Source organism: Vibrio sp. 10N.286.49.C3, assembly GCF_041469545.1.
Lineage (GTDB): Bacteria > Pseudomonadota > Gammaproteobacteria > Enterobacterales > Vibrionaceae > Vibrio > Vibrio tasmaniensis_A.
This window is the reverse complement of sequence record NZ_JBFRKT010000058.1, coordinates 64,949-82,952: the sequence shown is the minus strand read 5'-3', so window position 1 is coordinate 82,952 and position 18,004 is coordinate 64,949. Positions and strand designations below refer to the sequence as shown.

The 18,004-nt window shown below is 43.2% G+C and carries 18 protein-coding genes; 10 read left to right on the top strand and 8 right to left on the bottom strand.

Going from position 1 to position 18,004, the window contains the following annotated elements:
- From AB4180_RS21050 to AB4180_RS21035, 4 genes are all read right to left on the bottom strand, one after another.
- On the bottom strand, positions 1 to 974 hold a 974-nt coding region (locus AB4180_RS21050), incomplete at its 3' end, for an ISNCY family transposase (protein WP_241909512.1).
- Positions 975 to 1,272: 298 nt separating this feature from the next.
- Complete coding sequence (locus AB4180_RS21045; RefSeq protein WP_009846704.1) at positions 1,273 to 2,997, bottom strand: ATP-binding protein; 1,725 nt, start codon at positions 2,995 to 2,997, stop codon at positions 1,273 to 1,275.
- Positions 2,997 to 4,181, bottom strand: coding sequence for an FIST signal transduction protein (locus tag AB4180_RS21040; RefSeq protein ID WP_009846705.1), 1,185 nt, complete (start codon positions 4,179 to 4,181; stop codon positions 2,997 to 2,999). The genes AB4180_RS21045 and AB4180_RS21040 overlap by 1 nt, the downstream gene beginning before the upstream one ends.
- Positions 4,182 to 4,296: 115 nt before the next feature.
- A complete protein-coding gene (locus AB4180_RS21035) occupies positions 4,297 to 4,662 on the bottom strand; it encodes a hypothetical protein (protein ID WP_009846706.1) in 366 nt (121 codons plus the stop codon).
- Between the two features lie 252 nt (positions 4,663 to 4,914).
- Between AB4180_RS21035 and ccoN the strand changes: the two genes are divergently transcribed.
- From ccoN to uspE, 10 genes are all read left to right on the top strand, one after another.
- The gene (gene ccoN / locus AB4180_RS21030; protein WP_009846707.1) at positions 4,915 to 6,348 is read left to right on the top strand and encodes a cytochrome-c oxidase, cbb3-type subunit I; all 1,434 of its coding nucleotides are present in this window, start codon (positions 4,915 to 4,917) and stop codon (positions 6,346 to 6,348) included.
- Between the two features lie 11 nt (positions 6,349 to 6,359).
- Entirely contained in the window at positions 6,360 to 6,980 is a 621-nt protein-coding gene (gene ccoO / locus AB4180_RS21025; RefSeq protein ID WP_004742292.1) for a cytochrome-c oxidase, cbb3-type subunit II, read from the top strand.
- 9 nt (positions 6,981 to 6,989) lie between these two features.
- A complete protein-coding gene (locus AB4180_RS21020) occupies positions 6,990 to 7,166 on the top strand; it encodes a CcoQ/FixQ family Cbb3-type cytochrome c oxidase assembly chaperone (protein ID WP_009846708.1) in 177 nt (58 codons plus the stop codon).
- On the top strand, positions 7,166 to 8,140 hold the full coding sequence (ccoP, locus tag AB4180_RS21015; protein ID WP_009846709.1) for a cytochrome-c oxidase, cbb3-type subunit III: 975 nt from the start codon (positions 7,166 to 7,168) through the stop codon (positions 8,138 to 8,140). Before AB4180_RS21020 ends, ccoP begins: the two co-directional genes overlap by 1 nt.
- Positions 8,141 to 8,225: 85 nt before the next feature.
- The gene (locus tag AB4180_RS21010; RefSeq protein ID WP_009846710.1) at positions 8,226 to 8,705 is read left to right on the top strand and encodes a FixH family protein; all 480 of its coding nucleotides are present in this window, start codon (positions 8,226 to 8,228) and stop codon (positions 8,703 to 8,705) included.
- Positions 8,706 to 8,710: 5 nt separating this feature from the next.
- Positions 8,711 to 11,083: a heavy metal translocating P-type ATPase metal-binding domain-containing protein gene (locus tag AB4180_RS21005; RefSeq protein ID WP_102250104.1), complete on the top strand. Its 2,373-nt coding sequence runs from the start codon at positions 8,711 to 8,713 to the stop codon at positions 11,081 to 11,083.
- On the top strand, positions 11,083 to 11,319 hold the full coding sequence (gene ccoS / locus AB4180_RS21000) for a cbb3-type cytochrome oxidase assembly protein CcoS (protein ID WP_009846712.1): 237 nt from the start codon (positions 11,083 to 11,085) through the stop codon (positions 11,317 to 11,319). The genes AB4180_RS21005 and ccoS overlap by 1 nt, the downstream gene beginning before the upstream one ends.
- Positions 11,309 to 11,983: a sulfite exporter TauE/SafE family protein gene (locus AB4180_RS20995; RefSeq protein ID WP_102250105.1), complete on the top strand. Its 675-nt coding sequence runs from the start codon at positions 11,309 to 11,311 to the stop codon at positions 11,981 to 11,983. The genes ccoS and AB4180_RS20995 overlap by 11 nt, the downstream gene beginning before the upstream one ends.
- Before the next feature lie 86 nt (positions 11,984 to 12,069).
- Positions 12,070 to 12,816 carry an FNR family transcription factor gene (locus AB4180_RS20990; protein ID WP_009846714.1) on the top strand — a complete coding sequence of 249 codons (747 nt, stop codon included), beginning with the start codon at positions 12,070 to 12,072 and terminating at the stop codon, positions 12,814 to 12,816.
- Between the two features lie 132 nt (positions 12,817 to 12,948).
- Positions 12,949 to 13,899 (top strand): universal stress protein UspE, encoded by a 951-nt coding sequence (gene uspE / locus AB4180_RS20985; RefSeq protein ID WP_017097864.1) that lies wholly within the window; start codon positions 12,949 to 12,951, stop codon positions 13,897 to 13,899.
- A gap of 272 nt (positions 13,900 to 14,171) precedes the next feature.
- Here the strand turns inward: uspE and ttcA are convergent, their stop codons facing one another.
- The 4 genes from ttcA to AB4180_RS20965 all read right to left on the bottom strand — a co-directional run bounded on the left by ttcA (position 14,172) and on the right by AB4180_RS20965 (position 17,818).
- Positions 14,172 to 15,065 carry a tRNA 2-thiocytidine(32) synthetase TtcA gene (gene ttcA / locus AB4180_RS20980; RefSeq protein WP_029222956.1) on the bottom strand — a complete coding sequence of 298 codons (894 nt, stop codon included), beginning with the start codon at positions 15,063 to 15,065 and terminating at the stop codon, positions 14,172 to 14,174.
- Positions 15,066 to 15,354: 289 nt separating this feature from the next.
- The gene (locus tag AB4180_RS20975) at positions 15,355 to 16,005 is read right to left on the bottom strand and encodes a DUF2987 domain-containing protein (RefSeq protein ID WP_102250106.1); all 651 of its coding nucleotides are present in this window, start codon (positions 16,003 to 16,005) and stop codon (positions 15,355 to 15,357) included.
- 123 nt (positions 16,006 to 16,128) lie between these two features.
- Positions 16,129 to 16,977, bottom strand: coding sequence for a glucosaminidase domain-containing protein (locus tag AB4180_RS20970; protein ID WP_102250107.1), 849 nt, complete (start codon positions 16,975 to 16,977; stop codon positions 16,129 to 16,131).
- Positions 16,970 to 17,818 carry a hypothetical protein gene (locus tag AB4180_RS20965; RefSeq protein ID WP_102250108.1) on the bottom strand — a complete coding sequence of 283 codons (849 nt, stop codon included), beginning with the start codon at positions 17,816 to 17,818 and terminating at the stop codon, positions 16,970 to 16,972. The genes AB4180_RS20970 and AB4180_RS20965 overlap by 8 nt, the downstream gene beginning before the upstream one ends.
- Positions 17,819 to 18,004: the final 186 nt, after the last annotated feature.

Genomic DNA, 18,004 nt, shown 5'->3' with positions numbered 1-18,004 from the left:
GTCAGCGACTTTGAGAGCTTGCGGGTTTCTTGCCAACTGAAAATATCGTCGAGTTCTTGCTTGGACTCTCGAACCGGACGATGCATGTCTTTTGGGTATTGAGCGGACTTAGCAAAGCGATGGTTAAAATCGGCGGTGAAGTAGGGAAGCCAGGCGTTGGCTTGTTCGATGGTGTCGATACCTTGTAAGCGCATCTCTTTAACCAGCCGGTCTTGCAGCGTGAGGTTGGCTCGCTCAACGCGGCCTTTGGCTTGGGAGCTGTTGGCACAGATGAGTTCTATGGCCAGTTCTTTCAGCACGCGCCCGTATTGAGTTTGGCCAACTTGTTTGTGTTTCTCCTGATTCACTCTAAATATGGAGTGTTTGTCGCTGTAAAATGCGATGGGTTTACCGTGCTCATTGAGGTATTCACGCGTCGCCAACATGTAGTCAAACGCGGATTCCGTTTCGCTGAATCTGAGGTTCATCAAGCGGCCAGTCGCATCGTCAATGAACACCAATAGGCAGCATTTGTCGCTGCGGCCTTCAAACCAGTCATGATGGGAGCCGTCAATTTGGATAAGTTCACCCAAGCAATCACGACGGTAACGTGGCTGATAGACTCGAGGTTTTCGTTGTGCATGTGGAAGCCACAGTCCGTCGGCGATCATCCATTGACGTAAAGTTTCGTTTGATACGGGTAAGTTGTGCAGCTCAGATAATTTTTCTTGAGCGAGTGTTGGTGAAAAGTCGCTGTAGTTTTCGCGGACAAGGCTTAACACCGCGTTTCGATAATCACTGGAATACCTATGGTTGCTAGGCTTACCGCGAGCGCGATGAGCCAATCCGCTTGCGCCGTATTTACGAAGTCGGTTCATCAAGCGTTGGATATGACGGACACTCAAGCAGAGAATCTCAGCAGCATCAACTCGACGTATCCGTCGCTGACACACATCTTCAATTACTTTAAAACGATTGATCTCTGAATCACTCATAGTCACCAGCATGTTGTTATGTCCATAGCGTTACCAATATCAATTAAGTCTAGTGGTGATGAGCTAAAGGGACATTTTAACTTTGGAAAATAGTGACATTACAACTTTGCGCCTACAAGCCAACTGCGTATTATGTATATTATGTTAAATTGGGTTTAGTGTTTATGAGGCAGGTATCTTTGTGTGATGCCCTGCCTCTTGTTTGACTACCAAACTGACGTTCTATTTAACAGTAAGTCTATTTACCATAAAATACCTAATAAACATATTTCCTAATCTTCGATTAAGAATACGTTTATTAGACTTCAAGCATTAACCTATCAATTGCTTCAATGATCTCTTTGGTTCTTACAGGTTTGGTAATGAAATCATTCATACCGACATCTAAACAAGAAAATTTATCTTCTACTGATGTGTGTGCCGTTAGCGCGACGATTGGTGTTTTGATGTTTGCGTCTCTCATGTATTTGGTTGTGGTTATTCCGTCCATAACTGGCATCGACACATCCATCAAGATAATGTCTATCGGATCATTACCTCTTTCTACAAAGCCAATGGCTTCTTCACCGTTGCTTGCGATGAAAACTTCGTGGCCTTGCCGCGCAAGGATCAATTGAATCACCATCTGATTCGTTGGGTTGTCTTCAACAACTAACACTGAATAACGGGTTCTTGGAACTTGCGAGTATTTATCTTCTGCAGCATGATCTTGATTGTTCGTAACTCTCGTTAAAACTGGTAACCGCACTTCAAATTTCGAGCCTTTTCCTGGCTCACTCTCGACCGATATACGTCCGCGCATCAGTTCTACTAGTCGTTTTGTTATTGCTAAACCTAAGCCAGTGCCACCAAATCTACGTGTGATTGTGCTATCGGCTTGCACGAACGGACTGAATAATGACGAAAGTTGCTGTGAGCTGATGCCAATTCCGGTGTCTTCTACGCTAATACGGAATGAACTGTGCTGGTATGTAATAGAAACATGTACATGCCCGTGTTCAGTGAACTTTATTGCGTTACCAATGAGATTAAAAAGGATCTGTGCTAAGCGACTTGGGTCGATGTAATGTAGTTCACCTTCTGGAATGTCGCTAGTTAGGGTTAACGACAACCCTTTATCGTCTGCTATCTTCTTTTGTTCAGATAAAACAAAAGTTACAGTGTCTCTTGCGTTGCTCCATTGAGGAGCCAACGAGAAGCATCCAGATTCAATCTTTGAAAAGTCCAATACATCACTGATGATCGCCAATAGGAGTTCAGATGATGTACTCATATTTAACAATATAGACTGTTGTTCATCATTCAGCGGTGTGGACTTTAGCGTGTCGATTAAGCCTATGGTAGCGTTTAGCGGCGTTCTTAACTCATGACTCATCATTGCTAAGAATTCAGATTTGGCTTTGTTGGCTCTTTCTGCGTCTTTTCTTGCTGCTACGAGTTCTGCTGTACGTTCTCGGACTGTCGCTTCAAGTTTTTCTTTGTTTTCAATATCGAAAACAGCACGCTCAATCAGCGGTCGAAATCGGTTTAGAGTGGCTTTGGTTTCAATACTAAAGTGTTTGGTATTGGAATGGATAAAGATGATAACGGATTGTGTTAGCCCGCTATCAATACCAGTAATCAGTACGGAGTTAATTTGGTCTAGGATAATGGGATGCAAAGTGCTGAATTCACCCAGAGATTTGGGTTCAAAAAGAATGGCACATTCTCCATTAATGACTCGCGATAGCTTGCCACAATCTGTCCAATTCATTTGTTCGAATACTTTGTTATTGGTTAACAGGGTTTTGAAACTACCTTCATTCCCTACTCTTGATACCACAATAAAATCATCAAACTTTATGTATTTTTTGAGTGCGAATTCGAGACTAGAAAATATTTCAGATATGTTACTCGCCTTACTGATCGCAGAGATAGTCGATAGGATCACCCTATTCTCTTCAGCTAATTTACGTTCACGGACCTTTAGTTTTTGGAGTTCAATACGAGCTTCTTGCAGCGCTTCTTGGTCTTCAGTATCCATTACTTTTTCAGCCTATAAAACGTTGCAGACGATACCATCAAATTTCCGTGCGCATTTTCACCACCAGAGAGTCTGCCTTGCTCACCAAACGTAAATGGACATATGTATGGAAGCCCACCAAGTGCGTGATTGATTTGGTCACAAACCTCATCCATATCTTGTTTTAGGTGCAGCATTGGTCCTGCACAGAATATGTTGATCGCCCCTAATTTTTCTTCAAGATCCATATCATTATAGTAAGACGAATGAATGATGTTAGCGGCACGACTTATAAGTTGTTGCTTAGAGCCTTGCATCAAATAGATGGTGTCACCTTCATTTATATCAGTGAACAACTCGATACCGTTACACTCAGTTTCTCTGATCGAATGCGATAGCTTGAAATATGGGTAGTCGTAAGAAGAGCCGACCTTTCGGCCTAATGGATAAACTGTCGACTTTTCAAAAATATACCCATCATCACTGCCACCTAAATGAAAATTAGTCCATTCATTATAAACGGTGGTCGCTGGCCTATGGTCGATCTCTAACAATATTCGATTTCTTACTTTGGTGACGGTGCCTGAATACTGAGTGGGTGTATGACCGGCGCTAAAAGATGAATAGATGGATTGTGACGCAAAAAACACCGTTAAAGAGACGCCATTAATAGCAAGAGCTTCTTCGGTAAAGATACTCCAATTTCCAGACACTTGATTGTCTGCTGCGCTTCCACCAATAATCGGCACCTCTGTGCCAAATTTGTTATCGATGGCCGCCATCACCTTCTCTTCATTTCCTGGGGTGGAATGGAGCAAGATAAGATCGGGTATTTCACCTTCTCGGTTGGCGTTCTTTAATGCTTTATCGATGGCGCTGAATGTACTACGGTCTATGGAATCGCCAAAGTGACTGATGCCGGTACCGTAGGCATTGATCCCGGAATCATAGATGATGAGTATCCCAATCACAGGGCCTGAATGGAACCCTGTTTCGGTCATAATACCGTGACAAGTGGTGCAGCCATGTATTGGTGTATTCGGGAGCGCATCTACCAAATATCTCTGCACAGCAAGTGTGGAGTACTCTTCGGTGCAGTAGCAGATAAGACAGGCAATATCGTCAGGGTTTGCCACCCCACTGAGCAGTTCATCTACTGCGATTTTATCGTCTAGGGAATAAGAGACTTTTGATAGAAATTTCATAGATCTCGGAAGATTTTATTAATGCTCTCTTTATAACACTTTTATACAATCTATTTCACTGACTTAGTACATATTTCTATCAAAAGAATTGAGGTGAGACTAACTTGTTACTGTGTTATTCCTTAGAAAGGTTTACAGAAAGTGTGGCTATCTGTTGTGGAAATGTAACCGTTATTGAGGAGTTCTGAGCGTTCGTTCGTAACAGCCAAATTGATGCCCCTTTTTCTTCTAGAGTTCCGCTCTCATTATAGTTAATGATAAATTTACCAGTTTTAGATGTTTCGATCGAATACCCTAGGTTATCACCCGAAATTAAAACATTATGTTTATCAATAGTAATTTGGCAAGGTTTAGAAATTATACAGTTTACTGTTTCGTCATTGTCGTATGTCACTGTTCTCCAAGTAAATGCAGCTATTAAAATAACCAACATGACGATAATTTGAACAAGTCTGCCTTTTGTTAGCTTTTGTGCCGCCATTATAATCTTTACTCCTTGTTACAAAGTTCAAAGTTTTTAAATAAAAATCCAATTCCAGACCAAGCGTAAGGTTACTACTCTGTCATTGATTTGTTAATTCAAGTATAGTGTCGCGTTGAAAATGCCACTTTTTTTTAAAATCAGCAAGTGGAAATAAAGCTCTGAATAGGCTGAATTTCCTTTTCTAATTTGGGTGGCATTACGACGTGAGTCGTGTTGGAAGTAAAGTGTAGTAAATAAGAAATTGGAAGCATGCAAATGAGCCAAGAAAAGCAGCTTGAACAAAACTACAACTATACGGTCGTCCGTCAATTTACCCTCGTTACAATTTTGTGGGGTATTGTCGGTATGGGCGTTGGTGTTTTGATTGCCGCTCAATTAGTTTGGCCACAGCTAAACTTTGATACGCCGTGGCTGACGTACAGTCGTTTACGTCCCCTGCATACTAATGCGGTTATTTTTGCGTTCGGTACAAGTGCGCTGTTTGCAACATCATATTATGTTGTGCAACGTACCTGTCAGACGCGTCTCTTTGGTGGCCCTCTCGTAGCCTTTACCTTTTGGGGTTGGCAAGCGATTATCCTGTCCGCTGCAATTACTTTACCGTTAGGTTTAACCTCTGGTAAAGAATACGCAGAACTTGAATGGCCAATCGATATTGCTATTACTCTTGTGTGGGTAGCTTATGCGGTCGTGTTCTTCGGAACCATGATTAAACGTAAGACATCGCACATTTATGTAGCTAACTGGTTCTTCGGAGCCTTCATCATCACGGTTGCCGTGTTGCACATCGTTAACAGCCTGGCTGTTCCTGTATCTGCGTTTAAATCGTACTCGATTTATTCCGGAGCGATCGATGCAATGGTGCAATGGTGGTACGGACACAATGCGGTAGGCTTCCTATTGACAGCTGGTTTCCTAGGTATGATGTATTACTTCGTTCCTAAACAAGCTGGTCGCCCTGTTTACTCTTACCGTTTGTCGATTGTTCACTTCTGGGCTCTTGTGTCTCTGTATATTTGGGCTGGTCCTCACCACCTACACTACACAGCACTTCCAGACTGGACTCAGTCTCTAGGTATGGTTATGTCTTTGGTTCTGTTTGCTCCATCTTGGGGTGGCATGATCAACGGTATTATGACTCTATCTGGTGCGTGGCATAAGCTACGTTACGACCCTATCCTACGTTTCCTAATCGTTTCTCTATCATTCTACGGCATGTCGACTTTCGAAGGCCCTATGATGGCAATCAAAACGGTTAACGCACTATCTCACTACACGGACTGGACTATCGGTCACGTTCACTCTGGTGCGCTAGGTTGGGTTGCGATGGTTTCTATCGGTTCGGTTTACCACTTAGTTCCTAAACTATTTGGTCAAGAGCGTATGTACTCTGTATCTCTAATCAATGTTCACTTCTGGTTAGCAACGATTGGTACGGTTTTCTACATTGTTGCAATGTGGATTTCTGGTGTGATGCAAGGTCTGATGTGGCGTGCAGTTAACTCTGACGGTACATTAACTTACAGCTTCGTTGAATCTGTAGAAGCATCTTACCCGTTCTACTTTGTACGCTTCTTAGGTGGTTTTATCTTCCTATCTGGTATGTTCCTAATGGCATACAACACGTACAAAACTGTTTCTGCACCTAAAGATAGCCTTAAAGCTATCCCTCAACCGGCTTAAGGAGATTTAGAATGAGCTCAAATTCAAATAATCGCCATGAGTTGGTAGAGAAGAACGTTGGCCTACTGGCGATCTTGATCGTTATTGCTATCAGTTTTGGTGCTTTAGTAGAAATTACCCCTCTTATTTTCCAAAAGCAGACGACTGAACCTGTAGAAAACCTACGCGTTTACTCTGCTCTGGAAATGGAAGGTCGTGATATTTATATCCGCGAAGGTTGTAACGTATGTCACAGCCAAATGATTCGTCCTTTCCGCTCTGAAACTGAACGTTACGGTCACTACTCTGTAGCGGGCGAAAGCGTTTGGGAACACCCATTCCTATGGGGTTCTAAGCGTACTGGTCCAGATCTAGCGCGTGTTGGTGATCGTTACTCTGATGAGTGGCACCGTGTTCACCTTATCGACCCTCGTGAACTTGTTCCTGAATCAAACATGCCTGGTTTCCCATGGCTTGCTGAGAATGTACTTGATGGCAAATTGACTCAACAGAAGCTTGAACTCTTCCGTAATCAATTTGGTGTTCCTTACACAGACGAACAAATTGCTAACGCTAAACAAGATGTTGAAGGAAAAACAGAGATGGATGCAATCATCGCTTACCTTCAATCGCTTGGCCACGCAATGAAATAAGGAATAATTATGGACATTATTACATTTCAAAGTGTTTGGACTGTTACTGTTTTTGCTTGCTTCATCGGCATCGTTTGGTGGGCATACGGCAAGAATCGTAAATCACGTTTCGACGAAGATGCGAACCTAGTGTTTGCAGACGACGAGCCGGCAACAAGTTCTAAAAATCAAGGAGTGACAAAGTAATGAGTACATTCTGGAGTATCTGGGTTAGTGCGATTACGATTGGTACCCTAATTGGTTGTGCTGTCTTGCTTCGTTGGTGTTTTAAAGATCGAACTGGCGTAGAAGAAGGTCATGATATGGGCCATGAATACGATGGTATTCGTGAGCTTAATAACCCACTACCAAAATGGTGGACATACCTTTTCATCAGTACGATTGTGTTTGCAGCTGTTTACCTTGCTCTTTACCCTGGCCTTGGCAATTTTAAAGGTCTACTAGGGTGGACAAGTTCAAACCAAGAAGTTCGTAGTATTGAAGAGTCTCGCTCTTCGATTGCTGCGGCTCAAGCGAACAAGCAGTTAGACGAGTACGCGAAAGAGCTTGATGACGCAAACACCTATTTTGGTGAAGCATTCAAAAAGCTAGCTCACGACGAAAATGGTTTACGTTCTGTCCCTGACATTGCATCAGATGCTGACGCAATTAAAGTGGGCCAACGTTTATTCTTGCAAAACTGTTCTCAGTGTCACGGCTCTGATGCTCGTGGTCAAAAAGGTTTTCCTAACCTAACTGATGACGCATGGCTATATGGTGGTGAACCACAAGCTATCGTGACAACAATCATGCATGGTCGTGTTGGCCAAATGCCTGGCTGGAAAGATGCACTTGGTGAGCAAGGCGTTAAAGAAGTGGTTAGCTACACGCTTAGCCTTTCTGGACGTAGTGTGAATGCTCGTGAAGCTGAAGCTGGTAAAGCTCGCTTTGTTGTATGTGCTGCATGTCACGGTACAGATGGTAAGGGTAACCCTGCTGTAGGTGCACCTGACCTGACCGACCGCGACTGGTTGTTTGGCGACTCTCGCGCTGCTGTGACGGAAACAGTAATGTACGGACGCTCTGGCGTTATGCCTGCTTGGAAAGACATTCTAGGCGAGGATAAAGTACAACTGATTTCATCATACGTGTGGAGCTTAAGCAACTCGGATAATAAGTAACATTTCAATAACAGCCTCTTTCTAAGAGGCTGTCTTTCCTTTATTTTATAACCCCTTCTTTTTATTCTTTTTTGAGATCTTTTTTATGGTAAAGCCTTGGTATAAACAGTTTTGGCCGTGGTTCTTAATCGCGTTGCCAGCGACAGTAGTTATTTGGACCATCATGACGGTTATTGTGTTCACACAGAACTCTGTAGACCTAGTGACTGAGGATTACTATAAAAAAGGAAAAGGCATTAATGTCGACATTTCAAAAGTAAATATTGCAAAGGAACTCGGCCTTTCAGCTTCAGTTAACGAGAAAGGTAACTCAGTTATCATTACTCTTGAGAAAGGTAAACTCGATCACTTCCCTGCGATTAACGCAATGTTTGTTCACAGAACACTGCCTGACCGCGATTTTACTCAACTACTGACAGCGGATGCGAAAGGCAACTACACCATGACTTTGGATCACGAAATGCAAGGACCATGGTTTATTGAGCTTTCTCCGCATGATTCTGAATGGTTAGTGCAAGGTCGCATGAACTTCCCTATTGATACTCCTACTCAACTAACGAATTAAAGCTTATGTGTGAATCCTGTTATCACTGCGGTGAAGATGTACCAGCGGAAACGGATTTTAAAGTAGAAATCTTAGGATCGGTTCGACCGATGTGTTGTCCGGGTTGCGAAACCGTAGCCCAGACAATCATAGATAGCGGTTTGGTCTCTTATTACCAATACCGTACTGCTCCTGCTGAAAAAGCAGATTTGGTGCCAGAGCAGCTTCTGGCACTGAGTCATTACGACAATGAAGATGTTCAATTGGAGTTCGTCCGTAACTCCGAAAACATCTCTGAGGTGACATTGTCACTAGATGGTGTCTCTTGTGCGGCTTGTGCTTGGCTTATTGAGAAGCAAGTTTCTTCAAAGCTTGGCGTTGTGAGTATTCGTGTTAATACCACGACCAACCGTGCTTTGCTTAGTTGGGACAACACTCAGGCCAAACTGAGCGAGTTGCTATCCGCGATTCATAGGTTGGGCTACAAAGCTGCACCATTCGAGGCTGACCAACAAGAAGCCGCTTATCATCGCTCGATGAAGAACTACCTTTATCGCCTCGGTGTTGCTGGGTTAGCAACCATGCAGGTCATGATGCTGGCTGTGGCGCTTTATCTTGAAGTTTTTGGCAGCCTTGAGCCGGAATTCAAAAGCTACTTTCGTTGGGTGAGTTTGATCTTCGCAACGCCTGTACTGCTCTACTCTGCATTACCGTTCTATATTAACGCTTGGCGTAGTATTAAAGGCCGAACCTTGGGCATGGATGTTCCTGTGTCGATCGCTCTATTGTTTGCCTATGTTGCGAGTTTAGTGGCAACGGTGACAGAGCAAGGCGAAGTGTTCTTTGAATCTATCTCGATGTTCACCTTCTTCTTGTTGCTTGGTCGTTTCCTTGAGATGCGCGCGCGTCGTAAAGCAGCAGCCGCGAGTGGTAACCTGCTTAAGTTGGTTCCTGCGATGGCGACAACGTTAGACGGTGAGCAAGTTCCGGTAAAAACCTTGAAGGTTGGCGATCAGATTCGGGTTCTACCCGGTGAGCATATCCCTGCGGATGGTAAAGTACTGTCTGGTAGAGTTCATATTGATGAATCCATGCTGACTGGCGAATCGATTCATGTGGTTAAGAATGAAGGCGATACCGTCTTTGCTGGTACATTGAATGGTGATGAATCGTTTGAATTGGAAGTGATGACGTCTAAAGCGGATTCTGTGATTTCCAATATCGTTCGCCTTCAGGATGAAGCGCAACTGTCTAAGCCTCGCATCGCAGAGATTGCCGATGTGGTTGCTCGATACTTTGTTGCTGTGATTCTGGTTATCTCGTTCGGCACTTGGTTTTACTGGCACCAAACACGTCCAGAAGATGCTTTCTGGATTATGCTCTCGGTACTTGTTGCGACATGTCCTTGTGCTCTATCGCTTGCAACACCGACAGCCATCACCTGCTCAACTTCTCGTATGGGTAATTTCGGTATCTTGCTGCGCAAAGGCCATGTGTTTGAAACTTTGTGCAAAGTGAATCACTTGATCATAGATAAAACAGGCACGTTGACCGAGGGTGATATTCGTATCAGCCAAGTTGAAACCTTCGCACAACTTGATAAAGACACCTGTTTGAAAGTAGCGGCGAGCCTAGAGCAACATGCTAACCACCCTATCGCGAAAGCGTTCAAGACTCATCTTTCTGATGATATCGAAGTAGAGTCTGTCAATAACGTAATTGGCTCTGGTATCACTGGTGAGTGGAATGGACAAGAAGTCGCTATCGGCAGCAGTGAATTCATTCTTGGTGATGCACAAACATCGGAAAGCAATGGTATTTACTTGTCGATGTCTGGTCGACATACCGCAACATTCACTTATGAAGACCCGATTCGTAAAGAAAGTATTGAGTTCATTAAGCAATTCAAAGAAGCGGGAATCAAAACCACGCTGCTGACTGGCGATTCTTTGATTAACGCGAAACCTGTTGCTGAAGAGATCGGCATTACTGACATTGTTGCTAACGCGAAGCCGGAAGATAAACTGGCTTATTTAAACTCTAGAGACGCTAGTGACATCACCATGATGGTTGGTGACGGTATTAACGATGCGCCTATTCTGGCGGGTGCTCACCTTTCTGTCGCAATGGGCGGCGGTACCGACGTGGCGAAAGCCTCAGCGGATATGGTGTTATTGGGTGACAAACTCGATAGATTACTTAAATCACGAACATTAGCGCTTAAAACGCGTAAGATAATCCGTGAAAACTTAGCGTGGTCGTTGGGGTATAACTTACTTATTCTTCCATTGGCTGTTGCTGGTTTGGTTGCTCCATACATTGCCGTTGTTGGCATGTCTGCTAGCTCTATTATTGTTGTGTCTAACTCGTTAAGGCTTTTAAAAGAGCAAGGTAAATAATGGAAAGTTTATACATACTTATTCCAATTGCGATCGTACTTGTGTGCATCGCTGTCGGTATCTTTCTGTGGGCAGTTAAGAGTGAGCAGTTTGAAGACCTTGAGCGTCAAGGCCACAACATTCTGTTTGATGAAGACACTAATGCTCTTCACCATTCTGATAGTAAACCTGTTAAGAACGAGAAAGCTAACGTAGAAAGCCAAACTAACTTAGACAAAAAGAACGATGACGCCTGATTGGATCGGAGCCTTTGTTGTTGGGTTGATCGGCGCAGGTCACTGCATGGGAATGTGTGGTGGCATTGCGTCGCTTCTTTCAATTGGAAACAGTAAACCTTCCCCTGTCATTCCCCTGCTTTATAACCTAGGACGCTTGCTAAGCTATGCCGTGATTGGCGGTGTGATTGGCGGTGCAATTTCTTCTATAGGTCAGCTAAGCGATTTTAACGCTCTGCTAGGTTGGCTTCGATTATTTGCTGCTGGCTTTATGATCGTCTTAGGTTTGTATATTGGCAAATGGTGGTTCGGCTTGTTGTTTTTTGAAAAAGTCGGACAAAAACTATGGCGCTATATCTCTCCTGTCGGTAAATCATTTCTACCATTGAAGCATCCTAGTCACGCTCTACCATTTGGTTTCATTTGGGGGTGGTTACCATGTGGCCTTGTTTATTCTATGCTTACATGGGCGGCCGTATCAGGAAGTTGGTATAACGGAGCGGGTATCATGCTTGCTTTCGGTTTAGGAACCCTCCCTGCGATGCTCACGGTTGGAATGGGGGCAAATTTCCTCAAAAAATTGCAACAAGCTGACTTATTTCGTCAGTTTGGTGCAATTTTAATCCTCATTTACGGCTCCTATACCGGTTATATGGCGCTACAGCTTATTATTTATACCGTATAGCGGCGTCTTTAATCCGGTTTTTTTACTACCCTTTAGGATTAAGGAATGCTAAAATATTGACGTATATCAAATAGTGAAAGATTGTTATGATTTCTGAAAAGCCTGTGACGAAACGTGTTCAGTCTGGTGGCTGTGCGATCCATTGCCAGGATTGTAGTATTAGCCAGCTCTGTATTCCGTTTACTTTGAATGAATCTGAACTCGATCAACTTGATCAGATCATTGAGAGAAAAAAGCCTATTCAAAAAGGCCAAGAGTTATTTAAAGCCGGTGACGAGCTTAAATCTCTATACGCTATTCGCTCTGGAACGATCAAGAGCTACACTATTACCGAGCAAGGTGATGAGCAGATTACTGCATTCCACCTAGCGGGCGATCTTGTTGGCTTCGATGCGATTACTGGTGACATGCACCCTAGTTTCGCACAAGCGTTAGAAACTTCTATGGTCTGTGAAATTCCATACGAAATTCTAGACGACCTATCAGGCAAAATGCCTAAATTGCGTCAGCAAATTATGCGTCTGATGAGTAATGAGATTAAAGGTGACCAAGAAATGATTCTGCTTCTTTCTAAGAAGAACGCGGAAGAGCGTCTTGCTGCATTCCTTTACAACCTTTCTACTCGTTTCTCTCAACGTGGCTTCAGCCCACGAGAGTTCCGCCTAACGATGACTCGTGGCGATATTGGTAACTACCTTGGTTTGACTGTTGAAACAATTAGCCGTCTTTTAGGTCGCTTCCAAAAAGCAGACATCTTGAGCGTTAAAGGCAAATATATCACTATCGAAGATCACGATGCGTTGATGGAACTTGCTGGCGTTTCAAAAGAATAGTCTAGATATCAATGATGTAGTTCAATAATGAGCTACATCATGTTTCTCTCTTAAAACCTCTTATATTTCTCTTATTCTCTCCATAACTACGCTACATTATTTATATGTTCGGTCTGAAAAGTAGGCTTAGTTATGAGTATCTATAACAAAATTTTAGTTGTCGCAGACATTAATCACGATGAGCAACCTGCTCTAGTTCGTGCTATCCAACTTGCCAAGAAAAGCACATCAACAAGCCACATCACTTTCTTTTTATCGATCTACGATTTCTCGTATGACATGACATCTATGCTCTCTGTCGATGAAAGAGACGCAATGCGTAAAGGCGTAATTCATCAACGTGAAATTTGGATGAATAAAGTGGCGGCTCCTTACCTTGATGATTCCATTGAATTTAACGTGCAAGTGGTTTGGCACAACCGCCCGTATGAAGCGATCATTGCAGAGGTTTACAGTGGCGAGCATGACATCCTAATCAAAGGTACGCGTAAGCACGATACCTTAGAATCTGTCATCTTTACTCCTACCGACTGGCACTTATTGAGAAAATGCCCTAGCCCAGTGCTATTGGTTAAAAATGATTTCTGGCCAGAACACGCGAAGATTTACGCTTCAGTTCATGTAGGCTCTGAAACCGAAGCTCACTTAGAGCTCAATGATACGATGGTCGACAGGTTGCTTGAAATCACAGGTCGTTTAGATGCTGAGCCGCTATTGGTAAACGCCTATCCGGTGACACCTGCTAATATCACAATCGAGCTGCCAGAGTTTGACCCAACCTCTTATACTGACGCGGTTCGTGGTCATCACTTAACAGCGATGAAAGCGTTGCGCCAGAAACACGGTATGAGTGAAGAGCAAACTGTTGTTGAGCAAGGCTTGCCAGAAGATGTTATTCCTCGTGTCGCGTCTGAAAACAACGCTGCTATGGTGATTCTTGGTACAACCGGCCGTACTGGATTGTCTGCTGTGTTTATTGGTAATACTGCGGAACATGTAATCGACAAGATTAACTGTGACGTACTTGCTCTTAAACCGTCGGGTTACGTCAGTCCACTTGATCCCAATTTGTCTATAGGTTAATACCTTATAGCTGATTTAAAATCATAAAAAAACGCCTCAAGCACTGCTTGAGGCGTTTTTATTTATCTAGAGCTTCCGCCATTCCAAATACAGAATCGCGAATATCTCGTTATACCAATCACAGTAAGTAAGTGATAATAAATAGCGCAGGAAAAATGCTTGAGAACAAGGCAGAAATTTTCGATAAGTAGTTATTCTACAATCAAAATTTCTAACGATGTTATCGAGTGTTTTAACCAGCTAGGATGAACAGTTATTTACTACGATTGGTATTATACGTTAGTCACGTCGATGAACATTGACTCATCAATATTTGAAGAGGAAATTTCAGCTTCTTCGAATTCGTAGGCCTTGCGATCTTCACTACGGTCTAGTGGAAGGTTTACGAAATCAAACAATTCTCGGTCAGCCAGTTGGCTTGGACTTACGTTCTGAATTGACTTGAAAATCTTCTCAACACGACCTGGCGTTTGCTTATCCCAATCAATCAACATCGCTTTAATGTTCTGACGCTGTAGGTTCTCTTGAGAGCCACACAGGTTACAAGGAATGATTGGGAAATCTAGGTGCTCTGCGTATTGGATTAAGTCCGTTTCACGACAATAAGTCAGTGGACGAATAACAACGTTACGGCCATCATCAGAACGCAATTTTGGCGGCATTGCTTTCAAGCGTGCACCGTGGAACATGTTCAGGAACATCGTCTCAACAATATCGTCTAGGTGGTGGCCAAGAGCAATCTTAGTCGCCCCTATTTTCTCTGCAAACGAGTACAAAGTACCACGACGAAGACGAGAACATAGACCACAAGTTGTTTTACCCTCTGGCACTTTCTCTTTAACTACGGAGTAAGTATCTTTATCTACGATGTAGTAAGGAATGTTCAGAGTTTCGAAGTACTCAGGAAGAATGTGCTCAGGAAAGCCAGGTTGTTTTTGGTCTAGGTTTACGGCAACAACATCGAATTTGATAGGTGCTGCTTCCCGTAAACGTAGCAAAATATCTAGCATCGCAAATGAATCTTTACCGCCACTAATGCACGCCATTACTACGTCATTCTCTTCGATCATGTTGTAGTCAACGATGGCATTTCCAACATTTCGTCTCAGACGTTTCTGAAGCTTGTTGAATTCAAGTGTTTCTTTTTTATTTTCGTTTTGGTTCATTGCGACTCTCACACCGTCGTATTACCGACTGTAGATTGCTAGTGGGACTGTTTTAGGGCGTGGATTATACGGATTTTTATTTGATGTTGAAATAGTAACGGCAGGATTAACAAGCTGAGTATTGGAAAGATTCCGCTTCTTTTGAACTTTAAGCTCTCTAAATGGTTAGATAAACGCGTCTTAACAAATTCGAGGTTTGCATAGTAGACAAAGAAAAGCAGCCTTCTCTAAAAGATCAGGCTGCTTAAGAACTACTTCCTCAAAGCGTAGGGAGTGCTTCTAGCTAGACTTATTGCGCGGGAATGTACGGTAATACGCGAACCGTTGGCTCTGGTAAAGTGATGCTGTCACTTCCATTCAGCTCTTCTAAGGTGAATTTAGCACGCCCTTCTTTAATTGGGATCTGTTTACCGTTAGATAGAGCAATGTTGCCTTCAAGCTTGTCATTGAACTCCAACGTTAACCCTTGGATATTAGGTGTGAACCAGCTAGAGAACATGCCGCTTACGTCTTCTAGCATCGCTTGCATCTGCGGTAACAGGCTTTCTAGCTGTGTAACTTCAACAGTTTCAGCTAAAGGTTCCTGTGTCATGACAACGAGCGAATACGCGCACTCTTGTTCTTGGGTTTGTACAAAGATAAGAGGATTTGCTGAGCGCAGGTTTTGATCTACAGGTAGAAGCAGCTCATTCGCAGGAGACACTTTTAGCTCTTCGTAGTGCTCTTCTTTCTCCATCCACGCTTTGCTGATGTGACAGGTTTTCTGTGCTTGTTGGTCAACAAAGAACACCGCAACTTTGACATCATCGTGCCCTTCTTTGGTGTTGTTTTTCAGCTGAGTATAGAGTTTAGAATACGTGAATATGTATTCTTGCGCCGAAGCTGGAAGAGAAACCCCAAAACTTAAAGTGGCTAATAAAGCGAGTGCTGTCTTTTTCATTATTATAATCTTGTTGAAGTTGAGCGTTTATAAATAGAAAGAGCAGCCAATGAGCTGCTCTTTTGCGATATTGCTTGGTGTCAAATTGACTAAAGAAGTCAATCAAACGGATATCCAAATGAGTTACTTTTCCCAGTATACCTTGTTGTGACGGATCATAGCTTGTAAATCAGTCACATAGTCTGAACCTCGCTCAGAATATTTTAACAAGCCATTGGTCAATTCGGTCGCCGTTTCTTTGGTTAACAGATCATTACCATTTGCTGCCAGTTGCGCACGAATGGCTCTTAAATCTGCATAGGCACGGTTACGATTAAGGTTCATGAAGTAACGGTGTACGGATTCTTGGCTTGAAGAAAATGTTGCTACTTCATGCGAGCTGCCTTCGTTACGTTGTAGCGGAACAAGGCCACAACCTTTGCTGTAACACCAATGTCCGAAATAGTTGTTTGCTTTGGTGGCGAAACGTGATATCCCCCAAGCTGATTCATTAGCAGCCTGTGTCAGTACCAGCGCCTCTGGCAGTACGTTGACTCGGTTAAGCATTTCCGCCAACCATGTCTGTTCTATACCTGTGCTAGGTACCGGTAAGCTGTACAACTTCCCTAACCTTTTCGCATACGACATGTCTTCTGAATCAATATTCGTAATACCTGATTCAGAGATCTTGGTTAAAAACGCACGCTCTTTGGTGATACGTTTGTTTTCAATCTTGATGCTTGGGCGTAGGAACGAGAAAAACGCGTCTTTTTTCTCGTTTACATCCTTAATAGCAGCAAAATTTGGTGCGCTTGAAGCAACAGTTAAGTCATCAAATTGGTCTGCTGAATTCGAGCTTTGTTCTGTCGTACGTCGCCGTTCTTCTTCTTGGTAAAGGTAAGGGCCAATCAGTGAAATAGAACCCACGATTGCTAGTGTTGTTACTTTGAGCGCAAGAGATTTACTCACGCTGCCTTTGTCGTTATTACGCATCGAAGACCTGCGGGTTTTTGTTCTTGTTACCATGGCTATTGTTGTTGCCGTTATTGTTACCGCCATCGCTATCGTCATCGCTCATTGGGCGGTCTGATGCAATTATCTTCAGCTTGATGCCAAACATTTCACGGTAAACGATACCTTTCACGTGGAAGAAGAATGGAAGAACGAAGATCAAGCCAATGCCGTACATCATCGCAGCAACGATGAACATCAGCATAACCATTAGGTATATAGACGCGACTACGAAGATCTTCTTATTTACTGCTCTTAGAGAAAGTAACAGCGATTGCATCGGTGGAACTTTTTTATCACAAATCAGCAGAATTGAGTTGCTGAACGCAAGTGAGAAGTAGATAGACAGAAATGGCAGAATCATACCAGCGATGCCTTGAAGCATTAGGCTGAACAAAGTCACTAGAATGACGGGGATCGTAAACTGTAAACCTTTGCCTATGTGGCGCACTTTAGTTTGAAGACCTGCAGCATGGCTCATTGCCATTAAACAGATGCCGGCATAGATAGGTGCACTGACGACTTCATAGCTAAAATTCGCAATGAAAATCGATTCAACGATCTGGGGTGTAAAGGCCTCAGGGTCGATTACCGCATCTAAGATCACTGCAGGGTCACCAAGTTGCAGTTTTAGCGCGATATAAAAGATAGCCAATTGTACGAACATCAGCGCAACAATCGCAGGGGAAAACGAAAGAAAGTGACTTATCGTATGTTTCCAAGCCTCTTGGAATACAGCCGTTGCTTTGAGCTCATAATCGCCGGAAAGTGCACGGTCGATACTACCGCCCAAATTAAAATCTTTTTCGATGTCGTTGTTCATATTGATACCTAGGTGCGCCAACTAAACGAAGGCACCTAACTTATTGATAAAAAATTACCTTCATTATACCCATATGTCGGATGCAAACTAAAATATGAATCTGTAGCAAGGCTTGCTTTTACGTCTTAATGGTTAATAATTAGACACTTGTTAGGGTGTGAACCCAACAAATAACAGTATGGTAAA